Here is a 19,631-nt window from a genome sequence, read left to right on the forward strand (position 1 = left end):
GTGCGTCTTTACCGCTTGTTCGACAAACATGCCGCTCGATGGGGTGAAGAAACAATCAACATCCGATACGCCCATAACCCGCACCGGCGGGCCGCGTTCCAGTCGGTGCGGGCGAGTGCCCGTGTCCATGTCCGGAAGGCAGGGAACCTATGAAACGGGTTACCCGAAACGGCCTGATCGCCGTCGCCGCCGCCTCGGGCGCGATGGCCCTGACGGGGGCCGCGTACGCCGATTCCGCGGCGGACGGCTCGGCCGCCGGCTCACCCGGGCTGATCTCCGGCAACACCCTCCAGCTCCCGGTGCACGTGCCCGTGAACCTGTGCGGGAACACGGTGAGCGTGGCCGGTGTGCTGAACCCCGCGGCGGGCAACCGCTGCGTGAACACCTCCGGCGGCGGGGCCCCGGCACCGGGCGCCGGCGACTCGGCCCGGACCCGCTCCGGTGCCTCGGGCCCGGGCGGCTCCGGCTCCGGGTACTCCGGAGCGCGGGCCGACGGCGTCATGTCCGACTCACCGGGAGTGCTCTCCGGCAACGGCATCCAGCTCCCGGTCCACCTGCCGGTGAACGTCAGCGGCAACAGCGTGAACATTGTCGGCATCGGCAATCCGGCCACCGGCAACGCGTCCGTGAACCACTCCCGCGGCCACCCGGCTCCCGGTCCCGCCCGGCCCACCCCGCGTCCGGCCGCGCCCCCGAAACATCACCCCGCGCCGCACGTCCCGAGTCGGCAGGTCGTCACCTCCCTCGCGCACACCGGCGCGGACCTGGACCTGCCCGCCGCCGTCGGCAGCGCGGCCCTCGTCCTCGGCGGCGCCGCCCTCTACCGGCGCTTCCGGCCACAGACGGGGCGCTGATCCGGCCGCAGCGGCCACGGACGGCGCGCTGCTGCGGCGGGTGGCGCCGAGCATGGGGTGCTGATCCGGCGGCAGCGACCGGGGACGGCTCGCTGATCCGTTCGCAGCGGCGGCGGGCGGCGCGCTGATCCGGCGGCGGCGGCCGTGGACGCGGCGTTGATGCCGCGATGGCGCCGAGCATGCGCGCTGATCCGGCGATGGCGGCCAAGCATGGCGCGATGCCGCGGCGGTGGCGGCCCGGGTCCCGTCATGCCGCCCCGCAGGAAACCGCGCCACCGCCGACCGCGTCCGCGCTCAGGACGCGGTCGGCCCGGCTCGCCCCCGCGGGACCCGACCTTCGGAGCCCGTAGCTCCTTCGTCAGCTCCGGCACCTGGATCTCGACCGTGATGCCGCGAGCACCCCCGGCACCGGCATCAACACCGAGATCCGGCGTGAAGCGTTCCGTCGGTAGGAGATCCCACCGAGGTCCCACCGAGGTCCCGCCTCCCCGATGTCGAGGGAACGCGCGCTCTGTTCACCGCGCCGTCATGCCATGTACCTTTCAACTGTCTCCACGCGTGTAGAACACTCCCGCTCGGCTCTTCTCTACGCGCGGAGATCGGCGGCCCCCACCGCCTACTCTCCCCCCTCACCCGGAGGTTCGCCGGATGTCCGGATCGACCAGACCCCGCCGCACGGTCACCACCGTCCTCGCCGCCCTCGGCCTGTGCCTCACCGGAGCCGCGCTGCAGACCGGTGCCACGGCCACCCCGGCCCACGCGGCCACCCCCCACCGCGTCCTGTTCGACAACGCCCACGCCGAAACAGCCGGCAACGCCGACTGGATCATCTCCACCAGCCAGCCCGACCCGCTGGGCCAGGACGCCACCCCGTCCGCCGAGACCGACTGGACGGGTGCCCTGTCGTCCTGGGGCGTGGCGCTGCACAAGACCGGCGGTTACAACCTGAAGACGCTGCCCTCCGGCTCGAGTCTGAGCTACGGCGGCACCTCGGCGACGGACCTGTCCCAGTTCGACACGCTGGTGCTGCCCGAGCCCAACACGCTGTTCACCAGCGCCGAGAAGACGGCGATCATGAACTTCGTCAAGAACGGCGGCGGTCTGTTCATGATCTCGGACCACACCGGGGCCGACCGCAACAACGACGGCCAGGACGCCGTCGAGATCCTCAACGACCTGATGACGAACAACAGCGTCGATTCCACCGACCCGTTCGGCTTCTCCATCGACGCCCTGAGCATCAGCTCCGACCACCCGGCCGCGATCAGCGACGCCACCGACCCCGTGCTGCACGGCTCGTTCGGCACCGTCACCAAGAGCCTCATCGCCAGTGGCACCACCGCCACGCTCAAGCCCGCGGACAATCCGAGCGTCAAGGGCCTGCTCTACCGCACCGGTTACTCCGGCAACACCGGTGCCTTCTTCGCCACCAGCACCTTCGGCAGCGGCCGCGTCGCCTTCTGGGGCGACAGCTCGCCCATCGACGACGGCACCGGCCAGTCCGGCAACACGCTGTACGACGGCTGGAACGACACCAGCGCGACCGACGCCCCGCTCGCCCTGAACGCCACCGCCTGGCTCGCCGGTACGGGCACCACGGGCGGGGGCGGCACCGGCACATGCTCGGCCGCCCAGCTGCTCGCCAACCCCGGCTTCGAGTCCGGTGCCACCGCCTGGAGCGCCTCCAGCGGGGTCATCACCAACGACACCGGCGAGGCCGCCCGCACCGGCTCGTACAAGGCCTGGCTGAACGGCTACGGCGCCGCCCACACCGACACCCTCGCGCAGTCGGTGACCATCCCCGCCGGGTGCACGAACGCCACCCTCACCTTCCATCTCCACGTCGACACCGCCGAGACCACCACGACGACGGCCTACGACACCCTCAAGGCGCAGGTCGTGAGCAGCAGCGGCACGGTGTTGTCGACCCTCGCGACCTACTCGAACCTGAACGCGGCGAGCGGCTACACCCAGCGCAGCTTCAGTCTCGCGGGCTACGCCGGACAGACCGTCACGATCAAGTTCACCGGCACCGAGGGGTCCACCCTCCAGACCTCGTTCGTCCTCGACGACACCGCGCTCAGCGTGAGCTGACGCCGTGGAGGGCGGTCCGGCCGGACCCCCCTCCATGGGGACGATGCCCGGGCGGTGACGAGGGCGGTACGCAGGGTACGAGGTTCGCGCGGAGGTGCCCTCGGGGCGCACGCAGAGGGCCGGTCCGCGTCATGCGGGCCGGCCCTTGTTTGCCTCGCCTTCTTCTCCTGCGATGCCCCACCTGACGGGGAGGGTGTGGTGGTGATCCGGGTGTCACGGCCGGGGCGGCGCGCTCCTGGCCGCCGTACCGGCGCACAGCATTCCGAGCACGAGCGCCAGGGCGCCGATGACGATGTTGTTCACCACCACGCCCGTGTCCGGGCTGCTGCCGACGACCCACGGGGCGATGATCATCCAGATGCCCAGGGCGCACATGGCCCAGCTCAGGCCGTACATGCGCTCGGGGGCGCGGGTGAAGCCGAGGGCCAGAAGGCCGATCGCAATACCGATGATGAGGTTGTGCGTCACCAGCGGGGGCTGGCTGGTCGTGTAGTGAACGATCCACGGGGACACGGCGCAGTACAGGCCGAGCAGGAACACCGGCCCGTCCACGAGCGCCACATCACGACCGCCGAGCATGCGGGCGTACCGCGCCTGCATCTCGGAGACGTCCGGGTGAGTGGTGATGTCACCCCTGCCGTGCGAGAGGTTGGCCATGACTTGTCTCCTTTGACTGGCCGGCCGACCGTGTCCGGTGTGGTGAGCGGTCGGCGCCACCTCTGTTCAGTTTGCTCTTATTTCACCTTTATGTGTAGAGGCTGCAGGGGTGGGAGGCCCCCTGGGTCCGCGATGCGAGAACGACCGGGTTTTCCTTGACGGTGCTCCTCCGCTGCTGCCACGATCCATGGCATGACCATGCGACTGGACCTCACGCGGCGACGGCACGTCGACCTCGCGCGCGTCTCCAGCGCCTGCTGTCGCCTCGCGGCCTGACTCCGCCGCGCCTCTTTTCCTCACCAGCCGTCTGAATCGGCTTCCCGCCGCCTGCCCTGAACCGGGCGTGCCCGCTTCCCTGCGTGGTCGCGCGTCCCACTGCGCCGCCACGCACGCGTGCACGCCCGCCCCCGCGCGCCGCCGCAGCTCCGCCACCGGAGTTCCGTAAGAAAGAGGACCCATGGCCATCGTCCTGTCCGTCTCCGGCAGCCCCTCCGCCACCTCCCGCACCGCCCGTCTGCTGCGCCATCTCGACCAGCGGCTGGCCGCGCAGGGCCACGACGTCATCCCGCTGGACGTACGCACCGTCCCCGCCGAGGCCCTCCTCGGCGCCGACTTCCGGCACCCGGCGATCGTCGAGGCCACCGAACTGTTCGCCCGCGCCGACGGGGTCGTCGTCGGCACGCCCGTGTACAAGGCGGCGTACTCCGGCGTGCTCAAGGCGCTGCTGGACCTGCTCCCGCAGTACGCGCTGACCGGCAAGACCGTCCTGCCGCTGGCCACCGGCGGCAGTACCGCGCACGTCCTGGCGCTGGACTACGCGCTGCGTCCGGTGCTGAACTCCATGGGCGCCGCGCACATCGTCCCGGGCTGGTTCACCCTCGACAAGGACATCACCGTCCGCGAGGACGGCTCGGTGACCGTCGCCCCGGCCACCGCCGAGGCCCTGGGGCAGGTCGTCGACCACTTCGGGGCGGCGCTGCACCGCAGCCCCGTCCTGGCCGCGGCGAGCTGACCCGCCCCACCGCCCGGTCACCCCCCTGCCTCGCCCCCGGGCGGACCCCTGCGCCGGCCCGCCCGGACGGACGCCACCACGCGTCCTCGCGCCCCATGTTGGGCTCTCTCGAACGGAGAAACCCCGTGTCCCTCACCTTCCACTGGTTCCTGCCCACCAACGGCGACAGCCGCGATGTCGTCGGCGGCGGCCACGGCACCCCGGCCACCGCCTCAGGCCGGGACCGGCCGCCCACGGTCGGCTATCTGAGCCAGATCGCCCGCGCCGCCGAGGATCTCGGCTTCGTCGGCGCGCTCACCCCGACCGGTGCCTGGTGCGAGGACGCGTGGCTGACCACCGCGATGGTCAGCCAGAACACCGAGCGGCTGAAGTTCCTCGTCGCCTTCCGGCCCGGCTTCGTCTCCCCGACACTCGCCGCGCAGATGGCGTCCACCTTCCAACGGCACACCGGCGGACGGCTGTTGCTGAACGTCGTCACCGGCGGCGAGAGCCAGGAGCAGCGCGCCTACGGCGACTTCCTCGACAAGGACGCCCGCTACCGGCGCACCGGGGAGTTCCTGGAGATCGTGCGGGGTCTGTGGGACGGCAAGAGCGTCGACCTGGACGGCGAGCACCTGCGGGTCGAGGACGCGTCGCTCGCCCGGCTGCCCGACCCCGTCCCGCAGGTGTACTTCGGTGGCTCCTCGCCGATCGCAGGGGAGATCGCCGCCCGGCACGTGGACGTCTACCTCACCTGGGGCGAACCGCCCGCCCAGGTCGCCGAGAAGATCGCCCGGATCAGGAAGCTCGCCGCCCGGCACGGCCGCACCCTGCGCTTCGGCATCCGGCTGCACGTCATCACCCGTGACACCGCCGCGCAGGCGTGGGCCGAGGCGGACCGGCTGCTGTCCGGCTTCGACCCCGAGACCGTGCGGTCGGTGCAGTCCGGGCTCGCCCGCAGCGAGTCGGAGGGCCAGCGGCGGATGCTCGCGCTGCACGGCGGGGGCCGCGACGGCCTGGAGATCCACCCCAACCTGTGGGCCGGCATCGGCCTGGTGCGAGGCGGCGCCGGCACCGCGCTGGTCGGCAGCCACGACGAGGTCGCCGAACGCATCAAGGAGTACGCCGCCCTCGGCATCGACGAGTTCGTCCTGTCCGGCTACCCGCACCTGGAGGAGGCGTACTGGTTCGGCGAAGGCGTCCTGCCCCGGCTGGCCGCACAGGGACTGTGGCGCCACCCGACCGCCCCGGCGTCCCCGCCTGCGGCTCAGGTGCCGTTCACGAGCTAGGCGGCGCGCGGCGCCGGCACCGCCGAGAATTTTTTCCGGATCCCGCCGGCCCGGGTGTCGATCCGGGCCGCGGTCGTTCGTGTAGGAGGTGACACAACCCCACGAGGCCGAGGAGGCCGTCATGACGTACTACCTGCTCAGCGTGATGCAGCCGGTCGCTGAACCGCCCGCGCCCGAGGTGCTCGCCGAGATCGGAAAGAACCTCGAGGTCTTCCACCAGGAACTGCGCCAGGCCGGCGCCTGGGTGTTCGCCGGCGGCCTGCACGGACCTGAGTCCTCCACCGTGCTGCGCCCCGAGGGCGGCGAGGTGCTGATCACCGACGGGCCGTACGCCGAGGGCAAGGAGCACCTGGGCGGCATCTGCCTGATCAAGGCCCCCGACCTGGACGCCGCCCTGGACTGGGGCCGCAAGGCCGCCCTCGCGACCACCCTGCCGATCGAGGTGCGGCCCTTCATGGGCGAAGCGGACCGATGACCGCCGGCGTCGAGTCCGTCTTCCGCGCGGAGTACGGCCGCGCGGTCGCCGTTCTCGTCCGCTTCCTCGGCGACATCGACCTCGCCGAGGAAGCGGTGCAGGACGCCTTCACCGTGGCCCTGCGCACCTGGCCGGACAAGGGCGTGCCGCCGAGTCCGGCCGGGTGGATCATCACCACCGCCCGCAACCGCGCCGTCGACCGGCTGCGCCGCGAGTCCACGCGGGACGCGCGGCACGCCGAGGCGGCCCGGCTGTTCGCCGCCGACCCGCCGGCCGAGGAGGGCCCGGTGCGCGACGACCGGCTTCGCCTGATCTTCACCTGCTGCCACCCCGCGCTCGCCACTTCCGCCCAGGTCGCGCTCACCCTGCGGCTGCTCGGCGGACTCGGCACCGCGCAGATCGCCCGCGCCTTCCTCGTGCCCGAGCCGACGATGGCCCAGCGACTCGTGCGCGCCAAGGCGAAGATCCGCAACGCCCGCATCCCGTACCGAGTGCCCCGCGACGCGGATCTGCCCGACCGGCTGCGCGGGGTGCTCGCGGTGGTCTACCTCATCTACAACGAGGGATACGCGGGCGACCCCGAACTGTGCGCCGAAGCGGTACGCCTGGGCCGGCTGCTGGCCGAGCTGATGCCGGACGAACCCGAGGTCACCGGCCTGCTCGCGCTGATGCTGCTCACCGAGTCGCGCCGCCCCGCCCGCACCGACGCCTCCGGCGCCCTGATCCCGCTGCCCGAACAGGACCGCTCCCGCTGGGACCGCGCTCTGATCGGCGAAGGACAGGACCTGGTCCGCCGCTGCCTGCGCCGGGACCGGCCCGGCCCCTACCAGATCCAGGCCGCGATCAACGCCGTCCACAGCGACGCCCCCACCGCCGAGGACACCGACTGGACCCAGATCCGGCAGTTGTACGACCACCTCATGACCCTCGCGCCGAGCCCGGTCGTCGCGCTCAACCGCGCGGTGGCCGTCGCCGAGACCGAAGGTGCCGAGCCCGCGCTGGCCCTGGTGGACGCCCTGGACCTGGACGGCTACCACGTCCACCACGCCGTACGCGCCGACCTGCTGCGACGGCTGGGGCGGACGGCGGATGCCGTGCGGGCGTACGACCGGGCGCTCGCGCTCGCGCCCGGCCCCACCGAACGCGGCTACCTGGTGCGTCGCCGGCGGGAGCTGGTCCCGTGACCTCGATCACCCGCGGGAATTCATTTCGGTACCTGAAAGGTTGGCAAATGCATCCACCGAGGAGGCATTGTGAACCAGACCCCCGAGCAGATCGGCGCCACCGTCGACCGGCTGCGCGCCACCTTCCGCACGGGCCGCACCAAGCCCGTCGCCTGGCGCACCGCCCAGCTGCGCGCCCTGCGCACGATGCTCACCGACCGGGGCACCGAAGTGGCCGCCGCCCTCCATGCCGACCTCGGCAAGAGCGAGGCGGAGGCCTACCGCACGGAGATCGACTTCACGATCCGGGAGATCGACCACACCCTCGGCCACCTCGACGACTGGCTGCGCCCCGAGCCCGCCCCCGTCCCGGCCCACCTCGGCGCCGACGCCACCGCCTGGACGCAGTACGACCCCCTCGGTGTCGTCCTCGTCATCGCGCCGTGGAACTACCCCGCCCAGCTCCTGCTCGCCCCGCTCGTCGGCGCCCTCGCCGCCGGCAACGCCGTGGTCGTCAAGCCCAGCGAGCTGGCCCCGGCCACCTCCGCCGTGCTGGCCCGGCTGCTGCCCGCCCACCTCGACACCGACGCGGTCGCCGTCGTCGAGGGCGGCGTCCCGGAGACCACGGCCCTGCTCGCCGAGCGCTTCGACCACATCTTCTACACCGGCAACGGCACCGTCGGCCGTATCGTCATGCGCGCCGCCGCCGAGCACCTCACCCCGGTCACCCTCGAACTCGGCGGCAAGTCACCGGCCTTCGTCGACGCGGGCGCCGACCTCGACGTCGTCGCCGACCGGCTGGTGCGCGGCAAGTTCCTCAACGCCGGCCAGACCTGCGTCGCCCCCGACTACGTTCTGACCGACCCCGCCACGGCCGCCGCCCTCGGACCGGCCCTCGCCGCAGCCGTCGAGAAGGTCTACGGCGCCGACCCGCGGACCGCCCCGCACTACAGCCGCATCGTCAACGAACGCCACTTCGACCGGCTCACCGCCCTGCTCGACTCCGGCCGCGTGGTCGTCGGCGGCGACAGCGACCGGGACACCAAGTACCTCGCGCCGACCGTCCTGGCCGACGTCGACCCGAAGGCCCCGGTGATGCAGGAGGAGATCTTCGGACCGATCCTGCCGATCGTCACCGTCACCGGCCTGGACGAGGCCATCGCCTTCATCGACGACCGGGACAAGCCGCTCGCCCTGTACGTGTTCTCCGGCTCCGACGACACCCGCCGCCGCATCGCCGCCGAGACCTCCTCCGGCGGACTCGGGTACGGGCTGCCGCTCGCCCATCTCACCGTCTCCGACCTGCCGTTCGGCGGCGTCGGCGAGAGCGGCATGGGCAACTACCACGGCCGGTACTCCCTGGAGACGTTCAGCCACCGCAAGGCCCTCCTGAGCAAGCCGCTCTGAGGCCTGCCGCACGGATAGGATCCGCCGATGACCACGGAAACGATCACCGCAGACATTGCGGGCACCTGGAAACTCGGCGATCTCACCGTCAGCCGCGTCGGCTTCGGCGCGATGCGGCTGACGGGCAGCGCGGCCTTCCACCACGGCACCCCGAGCGACCGCAACCGCTCCATGGCCGTGCTGCGCAAGGCGGTCGAGCTCGGCGTCGACCACATCGACACGGCCGCCTTCTACTTCTCCTCCCTGCGCTCCGCCAACGAACTCATCAACAGCGCCCTGTCGCCTTACCCGGACGATCTGGTGATCGCCGTCAAGGTCGGCCCGTTCCGCACGCACACGGGGGAGTGGGGCACCTCCGCGCGGCCCGACGAACTGCGCGGGCACGTCGAGGAGAACCTGCGCCAGCTCGGCCGTGACCACCTCGACCTCGTCTACCTGCGCCGCATGCGGCAGGAGTCGATCAGCGAGCACTTCGGCGCCCTGGCCGAGCTGCGCGAGGCCGGTCTGATCCGCCACCTGGGGATCTCCAACGTCGGGGCCCGCCATCTCGCCGAGGCGCGGGCCATCGCGCCCGTGGTGTCCGTGCAGAACCGCTACGGACTCGACCACCGTCCGCCCGAGAGCGCGGAGGTCCTGCGCCTGTGCGGCGAGGCGGGCATCGCCTTCGTGCCGTTCTACGCCGTCGCCGGTGAGGCCGGCGAGCAGGGCGCGACCACCGCGCACGACGACGCGGTCCTCGACGTCGCCCGCGCCCACGGCGCGAGCCCGGCGCAGGTCCGCCTCGCCTGGACGCTGCACCAGGGCCCGCACGTCCTCGCCATCCCCGGCACCGGCAACCCCGGCCACCTCGCCGAGAACGTGGCAGCGGGAGGCCTCCGCCTCACCGACGAGGAGCTGTCACGGCTGAACGCCCTGCACGGGCAGGTGTCTCAGCCCGCGTAGCCGGTCACCGGATAGTGGTCGGAGAGGTTCGTGTAGGTGTAGTCGGTACCCCAGCTCGACACCGTCCAGGGCGCCGACTCTTCCTCGACCACCTCGTTCTTCCACACCGCCGGCCGGGCATGCCCCGCGCGGTAGAGGATGTGGTCCAGGTCCTCACGCGGGTCGCTCGGGTAGCGGTAGTGGGCGATGGAGTTGTCCTGCGTGTCGAAGGAGTACGGGTGGCCGATGCGGGCGTCGGCCCCGACGAGATCGGCGTCGCGGAGCATCGATCCGTACTCGGCGCTGCGCGAGTCGACGTTCATGTCGCCGACGACCAGCACCTCCTCGTTCGCCGGGATGTTCTTGGCGTCGAGGAAGGCGTCGATCGCCCTGAACTGCCGGCCGCGCATCACCGCGGCCTCGCCCGCATCGCAGCCCGGGTCCGTGGACTGCGCGTGGGTGCCGACGACGTGCACCTTCGTGCCGTTGACGTTCAACACCACGTAAGCGAAGCCCTTGTTGGACCACCAGTCCGCCCCGCAGGCGTCCTTGTAGACGTACTGCTCCTTGTGCAGGACGGGCCACTTGCTCAGCACCGTGACGCCACCGTCCTCCGGCGTCGTCGACGCGTACGCGCCGCCGGTCGCGTCCCAGCCGTCCTTGCTCCGCCCCACCACCGGGGTCTGGTAGGGGTATTCGGCCGCGGCTGCGCTCTTCAGCGCGTCGGAGGCTGAGTTGTCGAACGCCTCCTGCAGCACCACGACGTCGTTGCCGTGGAAGAAGGACGCCTTCGGGATCTCCGCGGCCCGGTGGTCCTGACCCCAGTTCGGGTACAGGTTCCGGCTCATGAGGAAGGTGTTGTACGTCAGCACCCTCAGCGACGGAGCGGGATCGGCCGCGGCCGCGGGTGCCGCACCGGCCAGTGCGGCGGCGGGCAGGACTAGGGCGAGCACGACGGCGCCCAGGGTACGGCGCGGTGCGGGAAGCGTCACTGGATCTCCCTGTGGGGTGAAGGGACGTGAGCAGCGGTGCCGGACATCAAACCACCGGGAATTACCACTGGGTAACCCCCAGGAGGTCACCGAGTGACTTCCGGGCGGCTAGATCACCCACGCCCCTGCGCGCATCAAGTGCCGCCCCGGCAGCTCGTGTTCACCGCGCCATGCCTGGACGGCGACCGGCCGCACCCGGAAGAAGGCGTACGTCGCGCTGTCCCGGCGGGGATCCCAGCCGGTCCGCTGCGTGAACGCCGCCGCGGCCGCGGCCGGCACCTCGGCGGCGCCGTACGTCTCCACCTCCCCGTCGATCAGCACCACGTCCTGGGTGTCCCCGAACGCCAGCCGGGCGCGCCGGCCGTCCCGGAGATTGCGGCCGGTCGGGTTGGTGAGCCGGGTCGACAGCCACAGCGACTCACCGTCCCAGGCGAACCACAGCGCCACCAGGCAGGGCAGCCCCCCGACGTCCGCCGTCGCCACCCACACATCGCGCTCCCGGCCCAGCCGTGCCAGCACATCCCGCTTGCGCCGGGCGGCGTCACGGGGCTCCTCGGTGATCTTCATCCCCAGGACGGTAGTCACCGTCCGCGGCCGGCGCCTGGGGCTTCGGTCCCGCCCGGGATACGACTGTCGCCCTAGGTCGGGCGAGGGGGATTGGCGCCCACGTAGTTTTACGTATAACCTCTGCCGCTAATCGCCCGCAGGAAGGTACCGATGAGACGCATCGCCCTGGTCACCCTCGTCGTCGACGACTACGACGAGGCGATCCGCTTCTACACGGAGGCCCTCGGCTTCCATCTCGCCGAGGACGCCCCGCGCCCCGACGGCTCCCGCTGGGTCGTCGTCGAGCCCGGCCCCGGTACCGATGGCACCGGTCTGCTGCTGGCCCGGGCCAAGGGCGAGACGCAGGCGGCCAGGGTCGGCGACCAGACCGGCGGGCGTGTCGGCTTCTTCCTGCACACCGATGACTTCGCCCGCGACCACGCCCGCATGGCGGCCGCCGGCGTGACCTTCCTGGAGGAGCCGCGGCACGAGCCGTACGGCAGCGTCGTCGTCTTCCAGGACCTGTACGGCAACCGCTGGGACCTGCTCCAGCCCGCCGGCTGACGTCCTCGGTCCCTGCTCGCCGATCCGGCCCCGCTTTTGTGAACCGCCCGCTCGAGGAAAGACCCGCCATGACCGCTACGCGCGTAGACGCCGATGTGATCCGCCGCCTGCCCAAGGCCGTGCTGCACGACCACCTGGACGGTGGCCTGCGCCCCGCCACCGTCGTGGAGCTGGCCGCCGAGGTCGGCCACACCCTGCCCACCACCGACCCCGACGAGCTGGCCGCCTGGTACTACGAGGCCGCCAACTCCGGTGACCTGGTGCGCTACATCGCCACCTTCGAGCACACCCTCGCCGTGATGCAGACCCGTGAGGGCCTGCTGCGCACTGCCGAGGAGTACGTCCTCGACCTCGCCGCCGACGGCGTCGTCTACGCCGAGGTGCGCTACGCGCCCGAGCTGAACACGCAGGGCGGCCTGGCGATGAGCGAGGTCGTGGAGACCGTCCAGGAGGGCCTCGCCGCCGGTATGGCCAAGGCGGCCGCCGCCGGGACGCCCGTGCGCGTCGGCACCCTGCTGTGTGGCATGCGCATGTTCGACCGGGTCCGCGAGGCCGCCGACCTGGCCGTCGCCTTCCGTGACGCCGGAGTCGTCGGCTTCGACATCGCCGGCGCCGAGGACGGCTTCCCGCCCGCCGACCACCTCGCCGCCTTCGAGCACCTGCGCCGCGAGAGCGTGCCGTTCACCATCCACGCCGGCGAGGCGCACGGCCTGCCCAGCATCCACCAGGCCCTCCAGGTGTGCGGCGCGCAGCGCATCGGGCACGGCGTGCGGATCACCGAGGACATCGTGGAGGGCAAGCTCGGCCGCCTCGCCTCCTGGATCCGCGACCGCCGGATCGCGCTGGAGATGTGCCCGACGTCCAACCTGCAGACCGGCTGCGCCACCTCCATAGCCGAGCACCCGATCACCGCGCTGAAGGACCTCGGCTTCCGCGTCACCCTCAACACCGACAACCGTCTGGTGTCGGGAACGACCATGACGCGGGAGATGTCCCTGCTGGTGGAACAGGCCGGCTGGACGGTCGAGGACCTGCGCACGGTCACGGTGAACGCCGTCAAGAGCGCGTTCCTCCCGTTCGACGAGCGCAAGGCCCTCATCGAGGACGTGATCCTGCCGGGCTACGCGCTCTAGAGGCGGCGCCTAGAGCAGTCCGCGGACGTAGGCGGCCTGTCCGACGTGCTGAAGGTCGTCGGACAGGACGCTGACCAGGCGCACCGCGAGGGTGACCGGCGGGTCCCAGCGCTCGTCGACGATGCGCTCCAGGTCCTTGGCGGCCAGGGTGCGCAGGGCCGACAGGGTCTGTTCGTGCACGGCGTCGTAGTAGCCGGTGAGCAGGTCGGGGGAGTCGACCCGCACCTTGGCGACCTTGGCGGAGGTGTGCCCGTACCCGGTGTCCTTGCGCGGCAGGTCCAGGCCGAACCGCTTCTCCCAGTCCTGGCTCAGCCACACCTGGTCCAGGTCGAAGGCGTCGGCGATGTGGTCGTCCTGGACCCGGGTGAGATGCCAGATCAGCCAGGCGATGGAGTTGGCGTCGGCAAAGGGGCGGGCGGTGAGTTCGTCCGGGCCCAGCCCCTCGACGGCGGCATGGACTTCTTCCCGGATGCGGCCGTAGCCGTCGATGAGGATGTCCTTCGCATGCATACGTCCACCATCGCGCACGCCGGGCGTGGGCGCTCCCCGTTTCGGGATCACGCCGTGTCGCCGGCCCGAAGTGTCTCCGGCCCGCCGCGCATCATGGGCAGTCGCCGTCGCTCTCCCGCAGCGTCATCAGCGCCCGTGCCGCCGGGCTGGTGGACTGGGCCGGGGGCAGCAGGGCCACCGTCTCGTACGCCGGGTGGTCGCTGCCCTTGACCGGGAGCGCGGTCAGCGACGGCCGCTTGTGGCGGAAGTGGCGCGGCACCACGGCGATGCCGAGGTTCTCGTCGACCAGGTCCAGCAGGCTGTGCACGTCGTTGACCTCCAGCGCGACGGTGCGCCGCACGCCCGCCGCGGCGAAGGCGGCGTCGGTGGCGCCGCGCGGACCCCAGTCGGGGTGGAAGTCGACGAAGACCTCGCCGCCCAGGTCGTCGAGCGGGACCGCGGCACCGGACTCGGCCAGCCGGTGCGTGGGGTGGCACAGCACCGTCATCGGCTCGCCGGCCAGCGCGACCGAGCGCAGTTGCTCGGTGTCGGCCTGGGTGCGGTAGACGAAGGCGCAGTCCAGGCGCCCGGCGGCGACCTCCTCGGCGAGCGCGCCGGAGCCGGTCTGCCGCAGCCGGATCTCGACGTCCGGATGGCGCCGCCGGAAGGCGGCGAGCAGCCCGGCCACGTTCACCCCGGCGATGCACTGCTCGGTGCCCAGCGACAGGGTGCCGCGCAGCACGCCCTGCACCGCGGCGACCGCCTCGTGCGCGGCCCGCACCCCGGCGAGGATCCGCTCCGCCTCCCGCAGCAGGGCCCGCCCGGCCTCGCTGAGCGTGACCCGGCGGGTGGTGCGCACGAACAGCGGAGTCTGCAACTCCCGCTCCAGCGCGCGGATCGAGGCGGACAGGCCGGACTGGGACACCATCAGCCGCTCGGCCGCCCGGGTGAAGTGCTGGTCCTCGGCGACGGCGACGAAGTGCTGGAGATGGCGCAGTTCCATGATTGTGCAGCCTAGTCGCACAATCCCATCGGATTCTCCTGTTGGACCACTGCACCCAGGTCAGGCCAGAGTGGGTACCGGTTCCACACACCGGATCATGTGCCTTACCCCTCATGGAGTCGCGTTGTACACCGCACACCCCGACCGCTACGCGGACATGCCCTACCGGCGCACCGGACGCAGCGGCCTGAAGCTGCCGGCGCTGTCGCTCGGACTGTGGCACAACTTCGGCCCCGACCGCCCCGTCGAGACCCAGCGGGCCATCCTGCGCACCGCCTTCGACCTGGGCGTCACCCACTTCGACCTGGCCAACAACTACGGCCCGCCGCCCGGCGCCGCCGAGCTGGCCCTGGGCGAGGCGCTGAAGGACGACTTCGCCGCCTACCGTGACGAGCTGGTGATCTCCACCAAGGCCGGCTATCTGATGTGGCCCGGCCCGTACGGCGAGTGGGGTTCGCGCAAGTACGTGCTGTCCTCCCTGGACCAGAGCCTGAAGCGGATGGGCCTGGAGTACGTCGACATCTTCTACTCGCACCGCCCCGACCCGGACACTCCGCTTCAGGAGACGATGGGCGCGCTGCACTCGGCGGTCCAGCAGGGCAAGGCTCTGTACGTCGGCGTCTCCAACTACTCGCCCGAGCAGACCCGGGAGGCGGCCCGCATCCTCGGTGACCTCGGCACCCCGCTGCTGATCCACCAGCCGCGCTATTCGATGCTGGACCGCCGGCCCGAGGACAGCGGTCTGCTGGACACCCTCGACGAGCTGCAGGTCGGCTCCATCGCCTACTCGCCGCTGGACCAGGGCCTGCTCACCGCCCGGTACCTGGACGGCATCCCGGAGGGCTCGCGCGCGGCGAGCGACAGCCCCTTCCTGCAGCGCGACGCGCTGACCGCCGACCTGGTCGCGACGCTGCGGGAGCTGGACGGCATCGCGAAGTCCCGCGGTCAGTCGCTGGCCCAGATGGCGCTGGCGTGGGTGCTGCGCGGCGGCCGGGTCACCTCCGCGCTCGTCGGTGCGAGCAGCCCGGAGCAGCTGCGTGACAGCGTCGCCGCCATCGGCAACCTCGGCTTCGACGCCGAGGAGCTGGCCCGCATCGACGCGGTGATCAAAGGCTGAGCCCGAGCCGCCGGCGAGAAGGCTGCGCAGGCGGCTGAGGCGACTGTTCAGCGGCCGAGCCGTTCGGTGAGCCGCACGGTCACCGCGTCGCCCTCCTCCTTGCCGATGGCCCGGCGGACGCCGGCCTTGACGGGGAGCTTGTGGGTGCCGTCCCCGAGCGCCATGAAGGAGCTCTCGAAGGGGTGGCCGTCGACGGTGCCGCGGACCTTGACCAGTCCGCGGGTGCCGAAGAAGCCGACGGATGCGGGCCAGACCACATAGGTCCAGCCGCCTTTGCCCGGGCTCTTGCGCAGCACGGCGGTGAACTCCGCGTCCACGGCGATGTGGGTCGTCATGACATCCTCCGGCGGTCGGTCGTCCTGATGGGCAGACCGCCGACCGCCGGAGAACTCATCGGCGTCCCGCTCAGGCCGGCACCCGGTCCAGGAAGCCGAGCACGGAGCGGATGCGTCCCTCGCCGTCCAGGGTCACCACGTCGGAGCCGGCCACCGGCGCCGGACCGTCCCCCTCGGCGACCAGCTCCCAGGAGAAGCGGGCGGTGTCGTGGTGTCCGTCCACCGCGCCGGTGAGCCGGAAGGCGAACCCCGGGAACTGCTCGCGGGCACCGGCGATGAGCGCGGCGATCGCGTCGTGGCCGCGGACGTCGGCCAGGGGATCGGTGTAGCTGCCGTCGGTCGTCCACGCGGCGGCGACCGCCTTGGCGCGCGCCTCGGCGTCGGGGGCGTTCCAGGCCTCGAAGTAGCGGGCGACGGCGGAGTCGTAACGGTCGGTGGGCACGGACATGGTGAATCACCCTTCACGAGGTCGTACGGCGATGTCGCCGATCCCGGACCGGGCATCGGTGCGATCCGGTGACACCACCGTGCCCGAGCCCGGCAAGGGGGTCGATTACCAGGGAGGTAAGGGGACCTCGGAGACGGAGCAGAGGGTTTCGGCCAACGGGAGCGGTGAATATGCCAGGAGAGTGGCCGGAAAGTCATGGTGACAGTGATTCAGCCGTGAACATACTCGAACACGGGCGGTAGTGCACCGCCTACGAGCCGCACCGAAAGCGAGGCCCGGCGCGCGAGCGACCGACGGGGGAGTGGGACGGTGCACGACGAATTCCTGTGCCATGTCACGGCGTACGGCGTCTGCGACGGCCGCCGCATCGGGGTACCGCTCGGCACCTACCGGGCGCCCACACTGGCGCTCGCCCTGTGGTGGCTGCGCGACCGGGCGTCCTGGATCGCCGAACGGCTGGATCCGCGTCCGGAGAGCGCCGCGTTCCCGCCGAGCGCCCTGGTGCCGGTCGCCGACACCGTGCCCGACGTCCCCGCCGTGCTGCGGGCCTGGTGCGCGGACGTGACCCGGCAGGAGCAGGTGGCCGACGCGCTGGCCGCCGGACGGCTCGTGCGCATCGCCGCCAGCGACGACACCACCGAGTACGAACTGCTCGCCGAGTCGGTCGACGCGCTGCGCATGCAGCGAGCCGCCCCGGTTCTGGTGGCCCCGGTCGCCTGACCTGCTCGCCGTCCGGGCTTCCGGGCTTCCTCACTCGAACGGCGCACAAGGGTCCTCATCGGTAGAATCTTGGGCATGGCGGAGCGCCCTGCCGTCCCGACCGCACCCGAACTCGTGCTGGAGACCGACTCGGGTACCACGGTGATGACCCCCGGCCGTGACTACCACGTCGGCCGCGACCCCCTGTGCGACATCGTCCTCGACGACGCCCGCGTCTCCTGGCACCACGCGGTGCTGCACCCCGACGCCGACCACTGGACGCTCCAGGACGACCACAGCACCAACGGCACCTGGGCCGACGGACGGCGCGTCCACCAGGGGGGTGTCGGCCCCGGCAGCGTCATCCGGTTCGGCAACCCCTCCGACGGCCCGTGCGTCGTCCTGGTCGGCCCGCCCGCGCGCACCCCCGAGCGGCCCTCCGGGGTGTCGATGCCCGCCCTGACCGGCAGCTTCCGCCGGCCCACCACCGTGCGGCCGCTGCCCACGCACACCGTGCGCATCGGCCGCGCCGCCGACAACGACCTCGTCGTCGACGACCTGGTCGTCTCCCGCCGCCACGCCGAACTGCGCCGGCTGCCGGACGGCGCGTACGAGATCGCCGACCTCGGCAGCCACAACGGCACGTTCCTCAACGGCCGCCCGATCGACGTGGCCCCGATCGGACGGGGTGACATCGTCGGCATCGGCCACTCCGCTTTCAGCCTGGTCGGCGACCAGCTGCAGGAGTACGTCGACACCGGCGAGGTCTCCCTCGACGTACAGGACCTCACGGTCGCCGTCGACCGGGGCCGCAAGACGCTGCTGGACCACGTCTCCTTCCCCGTCGGCCAGAAGTGCCTGCTCGCCGTCGTCGGCCCGAGCGGCGCCGGAAAGTCCACCCTCCTGGGCGCGCTGACCGGACAGCGCCCCGCCGACCACGGCACCGTCCTGTATGACGGACGCGATCTCTACCGGGACTACGCCGAGCTGCGCCAGCGCATCGGTCTCGTGCCGCAGGACGACATCCTGCACCCCCAGCTCACCGTCCACGCCGCCCTGTCCTACGCCGCCGAACTGCGCTTCCCGCAGGACACCGTCAAGGCCGAGCGCCGTGCGCGCGTCGAGGAGGTGATCCGCGAGCTGGGCCTCGAACAGCGCGCCGGACAGCCCGTGCACAGCCTCTCCGGCGGCCAGCGCAAACGCGTCAGCGTGGCACTGGAACTGCTGACCAAGCCGTCGCTGCTCTTCCTCGACGAGCCGACCTCCGGACTCGACCCCGGCATGGACCGCTCGGTGATGCACATGCTGCGCGGCCTCGCCGACGACGGCCGCACCGTCATCGTCGTCACCCACAGTGTGCTCAGCCTCGACGTCTGCGACCGGCTGCTGGTGCTCGCGCCCGGCGGCAAGGTCGCCTACTACGGGCCGCCCGAGGAGGCGCTGGCCTTCTTCGGTTACGAGCAGTGGCCGGAGGCGTTTGAGGCCTTCGAACGCGACCAGGACCGCGACTGGGCGGGCCAGTACCGCACCTCGCCGCAGCACCGGCGCCATGTCGCCGACGCCGGAGCGCAGCCGCGCGTGCCCCGCGAAGGCCCGGTGATCATGGAGCGGCCGTCCGCGCCGCGCAGCTGGGGCGCGCAGCTCGGCACCCTGATCCGCCGCTACACGACAGCGCTCGGCGCCGACCGCACCTTCCTCGCCATCATGGTCGCGCTGCCGTTCGTCATGGGTGCCATGGCACGCGCCCTCGCCGGCAGCCACCTCACCCGGGACACCGCGATGAACGCGCTGCTCATCCTGTGCGTCGGCGGCGTCCTGACCGGCGCGGCCAACGCCGTGCGCGAACTCGTCAAGGAGCGGGTGATCTACCAGCGGGAGAGAGCCGTCGGCCTGTCCAGATCGGCGTACCTGATGTCCAAGGTCGTGGTCCTCGGCACGGTGACGATCCTTCAGGCGATCGTGCTGACCCTGGTGGCCCTGCTCGGCGTCGACCTGAACGCGCCCGGGGGCAAGGGCGTGCTGCTGCCGCCGCTCGTGGAGATCACGGTGGCCGTCGCGCTGCTGGCGTTCACCGCGATGATGCTCGGGCTGCTGGTGTCGGCGCTGGTGCGCAAGGAAGAGGTCACCATGCCGCTGCTGGTGCTGCTGGCCATCGTCCAGGTGGTGTTCTGCGGCGCCCTGCTCAAGCTGCACGGCGTGCCCGGCCTGGAGCAGCTGGCCTGGCTGGTGCCCTCGAGGTGGGCGCTCGGCGCCATGGCCGGCACGGTCGGGCTCGCCCGGATCGTGCCCGGCGGGGTGACGTCCGACCCGCTGTTCAGGCACGCGGCGGGCGTGTGGCTGCTCGACATCGCCATGCTGCTCGTGCTGTCGGTGCTCTTCGGCTGGGCCGTGGCCCGGCTGCTGCGCCGCCACGAACCCGTCGTGATGCGGAAGTAGGCACCCGGACGTGATGCG

21 protein-coding genes are annotated in these 19,631 nt (G+C 71.9%); 14 read left to right on the forward strand and 7 right to left on the reverse strand.

Annotated features, from left to right (window positions below):
• Positions 1-149 precede the first annotated feature (149 nt).
• Both AB0J12_RS25360 and AB0J12_RS25365 read left to right on the forward strand, forming a co-directional pair.
• Positions 150-854 carry a chaplin gene (locus AB0J12_RS25360; RefSeq protein WP_363266678.1) on the forward strand — a complete coding sequence of 235 codons (705 nt, stop codon included), beginning with the start codon at positions 150-152 and terminating at the stop codon, positions 852-854.
• A gap of 648 nt (positions 855-1,502) precedes the next feature.
• A complete protein-coding gene (locus AB0J12_RS25365) occupies positions 1,503-2,948 on the forward strand; it encodes a hydrolase (RefSeq protein WP_363266679.1) in 1,446 nt (481 codons plus the stop codon).
• 213 nt (positions 2,949-3,161) lie between these two features.
• Here the strand turns inward: AB0J12_RS25365 and AB0J12_RS25370 are convergent, their stop codons facing one another.
• Positions 3,162-3,605 (reverse strand): SPW repeat protein, encoded by a 444-nt coding sequence (locus tag AB0J12_RS25370; RefSeq protein ID WP_363266680.1) that lies wholly within the window; start codon positions 3,603-3,605, stop codon positions 3,162-3,164.
• 198 nt (positions 3,606-3,803) lie between these two features.
• On the opposite strand from AB0J12_RS25370, the gene AB0J12_RS25375 reads away from it, so the two are divergent.
• From AB0J12_RS25375 to AB0J12_RS25405, 7 genes are all read left to right on the forward strand, one after another.
• Positions 3,804-3,881, forward strand: coding sequence for a putative leader peptide (locus tag AB0J12_RS25375; protein WP_363266797.1), 78 nt, complete (start codon positions 3,804-3,806; stop codon positions 3,879-3,881).
• Between the two features lie 181 nt (positions 3,882-4,062).
• Complete coding sequence (gene ssuE / locus AB0J12_RS25380) at positions 4,063-4,617, forward strand: NADPH-dependent FMN reductase (protein WP_363266681.1); 555 nt, start codon at positions 4,063-4,065, stop codon at positions 4,615-4,617.
• Positions 4,618-4,742: 125 nt separating this feature from the next.
• Positions 4,743-5,885 carry an LLM class flavin-dependent oxidoreductase gene (locus AB0J12_RS25385; protein ID WP_363266682.1) on the forward strand — a complete coding sequence of 381 codons (1,143 nt, stop codon included), beginning with the start codon at positions 4,743-4,745 and terminating at the stop codon, positions 5,883-5,885.
• Between the two features lie 121 nt (positions 5,886-6,006).
• Complete coding sequence (locus tag AB0J12_RS25390) at positions 6,007-6,360, forward strand: YciI family protein (RefSeq protein ID WP_363266798.1); 354 nt, start codon at positions 6,007-6,009, stop codon at positions 6,358-6,360.
• Positions 6,357-7,544, forward strand: coding sequence for an RNA polymerase sigma factor (locus tag AB0J12_RS25395; protein ID WP_363266683.1), 1,188 nt, complete (start codon positions 6,357-6,359; stop codon positions 7,542-7,544). The genes AB0J12_RS25390 and AB0J12_RS25395 overlap by 4 nt, the downstream gene beginning before the upstream one ends.
• Positions 7,545-7,613: 69 nt before the next feature.
• Positions 7,614-8,930 (forward strand): aldehyde dehydrogenase family protein, encoded by a 1,317-nt coding sequence (locus tag AB0J12_RS25400; RefSeq protein ID WP_363266684.1) that lies wholly within the window; start codon positions 7,614-7,616, stop codon positions 8,928-8,930.
• A 27-nt stretch (positions 8,931-8,957) separates the two neighbouring features.
• Positions 8,958-9,872 (forward strand): aldo/keto reductase, encoded by a 915-nt coding sequence (locus AB0J12_RS25405; RefSeq protein WP_363266685.1) that lies wholly within the window; start codon positions 8,958-8,960, stop codon positions 9,870-9,872.
• On the opposite strand, the gene sph is transcribed toward AB0J12_RS25405, so the two are convergent.
• Together sph and AB0J12_RS25415 are read right to left on the reverse strand one after the other, a co-directional pair.
• The gene (gene sph / locus AB0J12_RS25410; protein WP_363266686.1) at positions 9,860-10,843 is read right to left on the reverse strand and encodes a sphingomyelin phosphodiesterase; all 984 of its coding nucleotides are present in this window, start codon (positions 10,841-10,843) and stop codon (positions 9,860-9,862) included. The two genes, AB0J12_RS25405 and sph, sit on opposite strands and share 13 nt — an antisense overlap.
• A 108-nt stretch (positions 10,844-10,951) precedes the next feature.
• A complete protein-coding gene (locus tag AB0J12_RS25415) occupies positions 10,952-11,410 on the reverse strand; it encodes a pyridoxamine 5'-phosphate oxidase family protein (RefSeq protein ID WP_363266687.1) in 459 nt (152 codons plus the stop codon).
• A gap of 150 nt (positions 11,411-11,560) precedes the next feature.
• Between AB0J12_RS25415 and AB0J12_RS25420 the strand changes: the two genes are divergently transcribed.
• Positions 11,561-11,953 (forward strand): VOC family protein, encoded by a 393-nt coding sequence (locus AB0J12_RS25420; RefSeq protein WP_363266688.1) that lies wholly within the window; start codon positions 11,561-11,563, stop codon positions 11,951-11,953.
• Positions 11,954-12,021: 68 nt separating this feature from the next.
• A complete protein-coding gene (locus AB0J12_RS25425; protein ID WP_363266689.1) occupies positions 12,022-13,086 on the forward strand; it encodes an adenosine deaminase in 1,065 nt (354 codons plus the stop codon).
• Positions 13,087-13,095: 9 nt separating this feature from the next.
• On the opposite strand, the gene AB0J12_RS25430 is transcribed toward AB0J12_RS25425, so the two are convergent.
• Positions 13,096-13,596, reverse strand: coding sequence for a DUF664 domain-containing protein (locus AB0J12_RS25430; RefSeq protein WP_363266690.1), 501 nt, complete (start codon positions 13,594-13,596; stop codon positions 13,096-13,098).
• A gap of 91 nt (positions 13,597-13,687) precedes the next feature.
• On the reverse strand, positions 13,688-14,578 hold the full coding sequence (locus AB0J12_RS25435; RefSeq protein ID WP_363266691.1) for a LysR substrate-binding domain-containing protein: 891 nt from the start codon (positions 14,576-14,578) through the stop codon (positions 13,688-13,690).
• A gap of 124 nt (positions 14,579-14,702) precedes the next feature.
• On the opposite strand from AB0J12_RS25435, the gene mgrA reads away from it, so the two are divergent.
• The gene (gene mgrA / locus AB0J12_RS25440; protein WP_363266692.1) at positions 14,703-15,695 is read left to right on the forward strand and encodes an L-glyceraldehyde 3-phosphate reductase; all 993 of its coding nucleotides are present in this window, start codon (positions 14,703-14,705) and stop codon (positions 15,693-15,695) included.
• A 47-nt stretch (positions 15,696-15,742) separates the two neighbouring features.
• Here mgrA and AB0J12_RS25445 read toward each other — a convergent pair whose 3' ends face one another.
• Both AB0J12_RS25445 and AB0J12_RS25450 read right to left on the reverse strand, forming a co-directional pair.
• Entirely contained in the window at positions 15,743-16,030 is a 288-nt protein-coding gene (locus tag AB0J12_RS25445; protein ID WP_363266693.1) for a DUF1905 domain-containing protein, read from the reverse strand.
• Between the two features lie 70 nt (positions 16,031-16,100).
• Positions 16,101-16,478: a nuclear transport factor 2 family protein gene (locus tag AB0J12_RS25450; protein WP_363266694.1), complete on the reverse strand. Its 378-nt coding sequence runs from the start codon at positions 16,476-16,478 to the stop codon at positions 16,101-16,103.
• Positions 16,479-16,787: 309 nt separating this feature from the next.
• Between AB0J12_RS25450 and AB0J12_RS25455 the strand changes: the two genes are divergently transcribed.
• A complete protein-coding gene (locus tag AB0J12_RS25455; protein WP_363266695.1) occupies positions 16,788-17,198 on the forward strand; it encodes a hypothetical protein in 411 nt (136 codons plus the stop codon).
• A gap of 75 nt (positions 17,199-17,273) precedes the next feature.
• Complete coding sequence (locus AB0J12_RS25460) at positions 17,274-19,613, forward strand: FHA domain-containing protein (RefSeq protein ID WP_363266696.1); 2,340 nt, start codon at positions 17,274-17,276, stop codon at positions 19,611-19,613.
• Positions 19,614-19,631: the final 18 nt, after the last annotated feature.

It is taken from the genome of Streptomyces sp. NPDC049915, from assembly GCF_040656475.1.
Classification (GTDB): Bacteria; Actinomycetota; Actinomycetes; order Streptomycetales; family Streptomycetaceae; genus Streptomyces.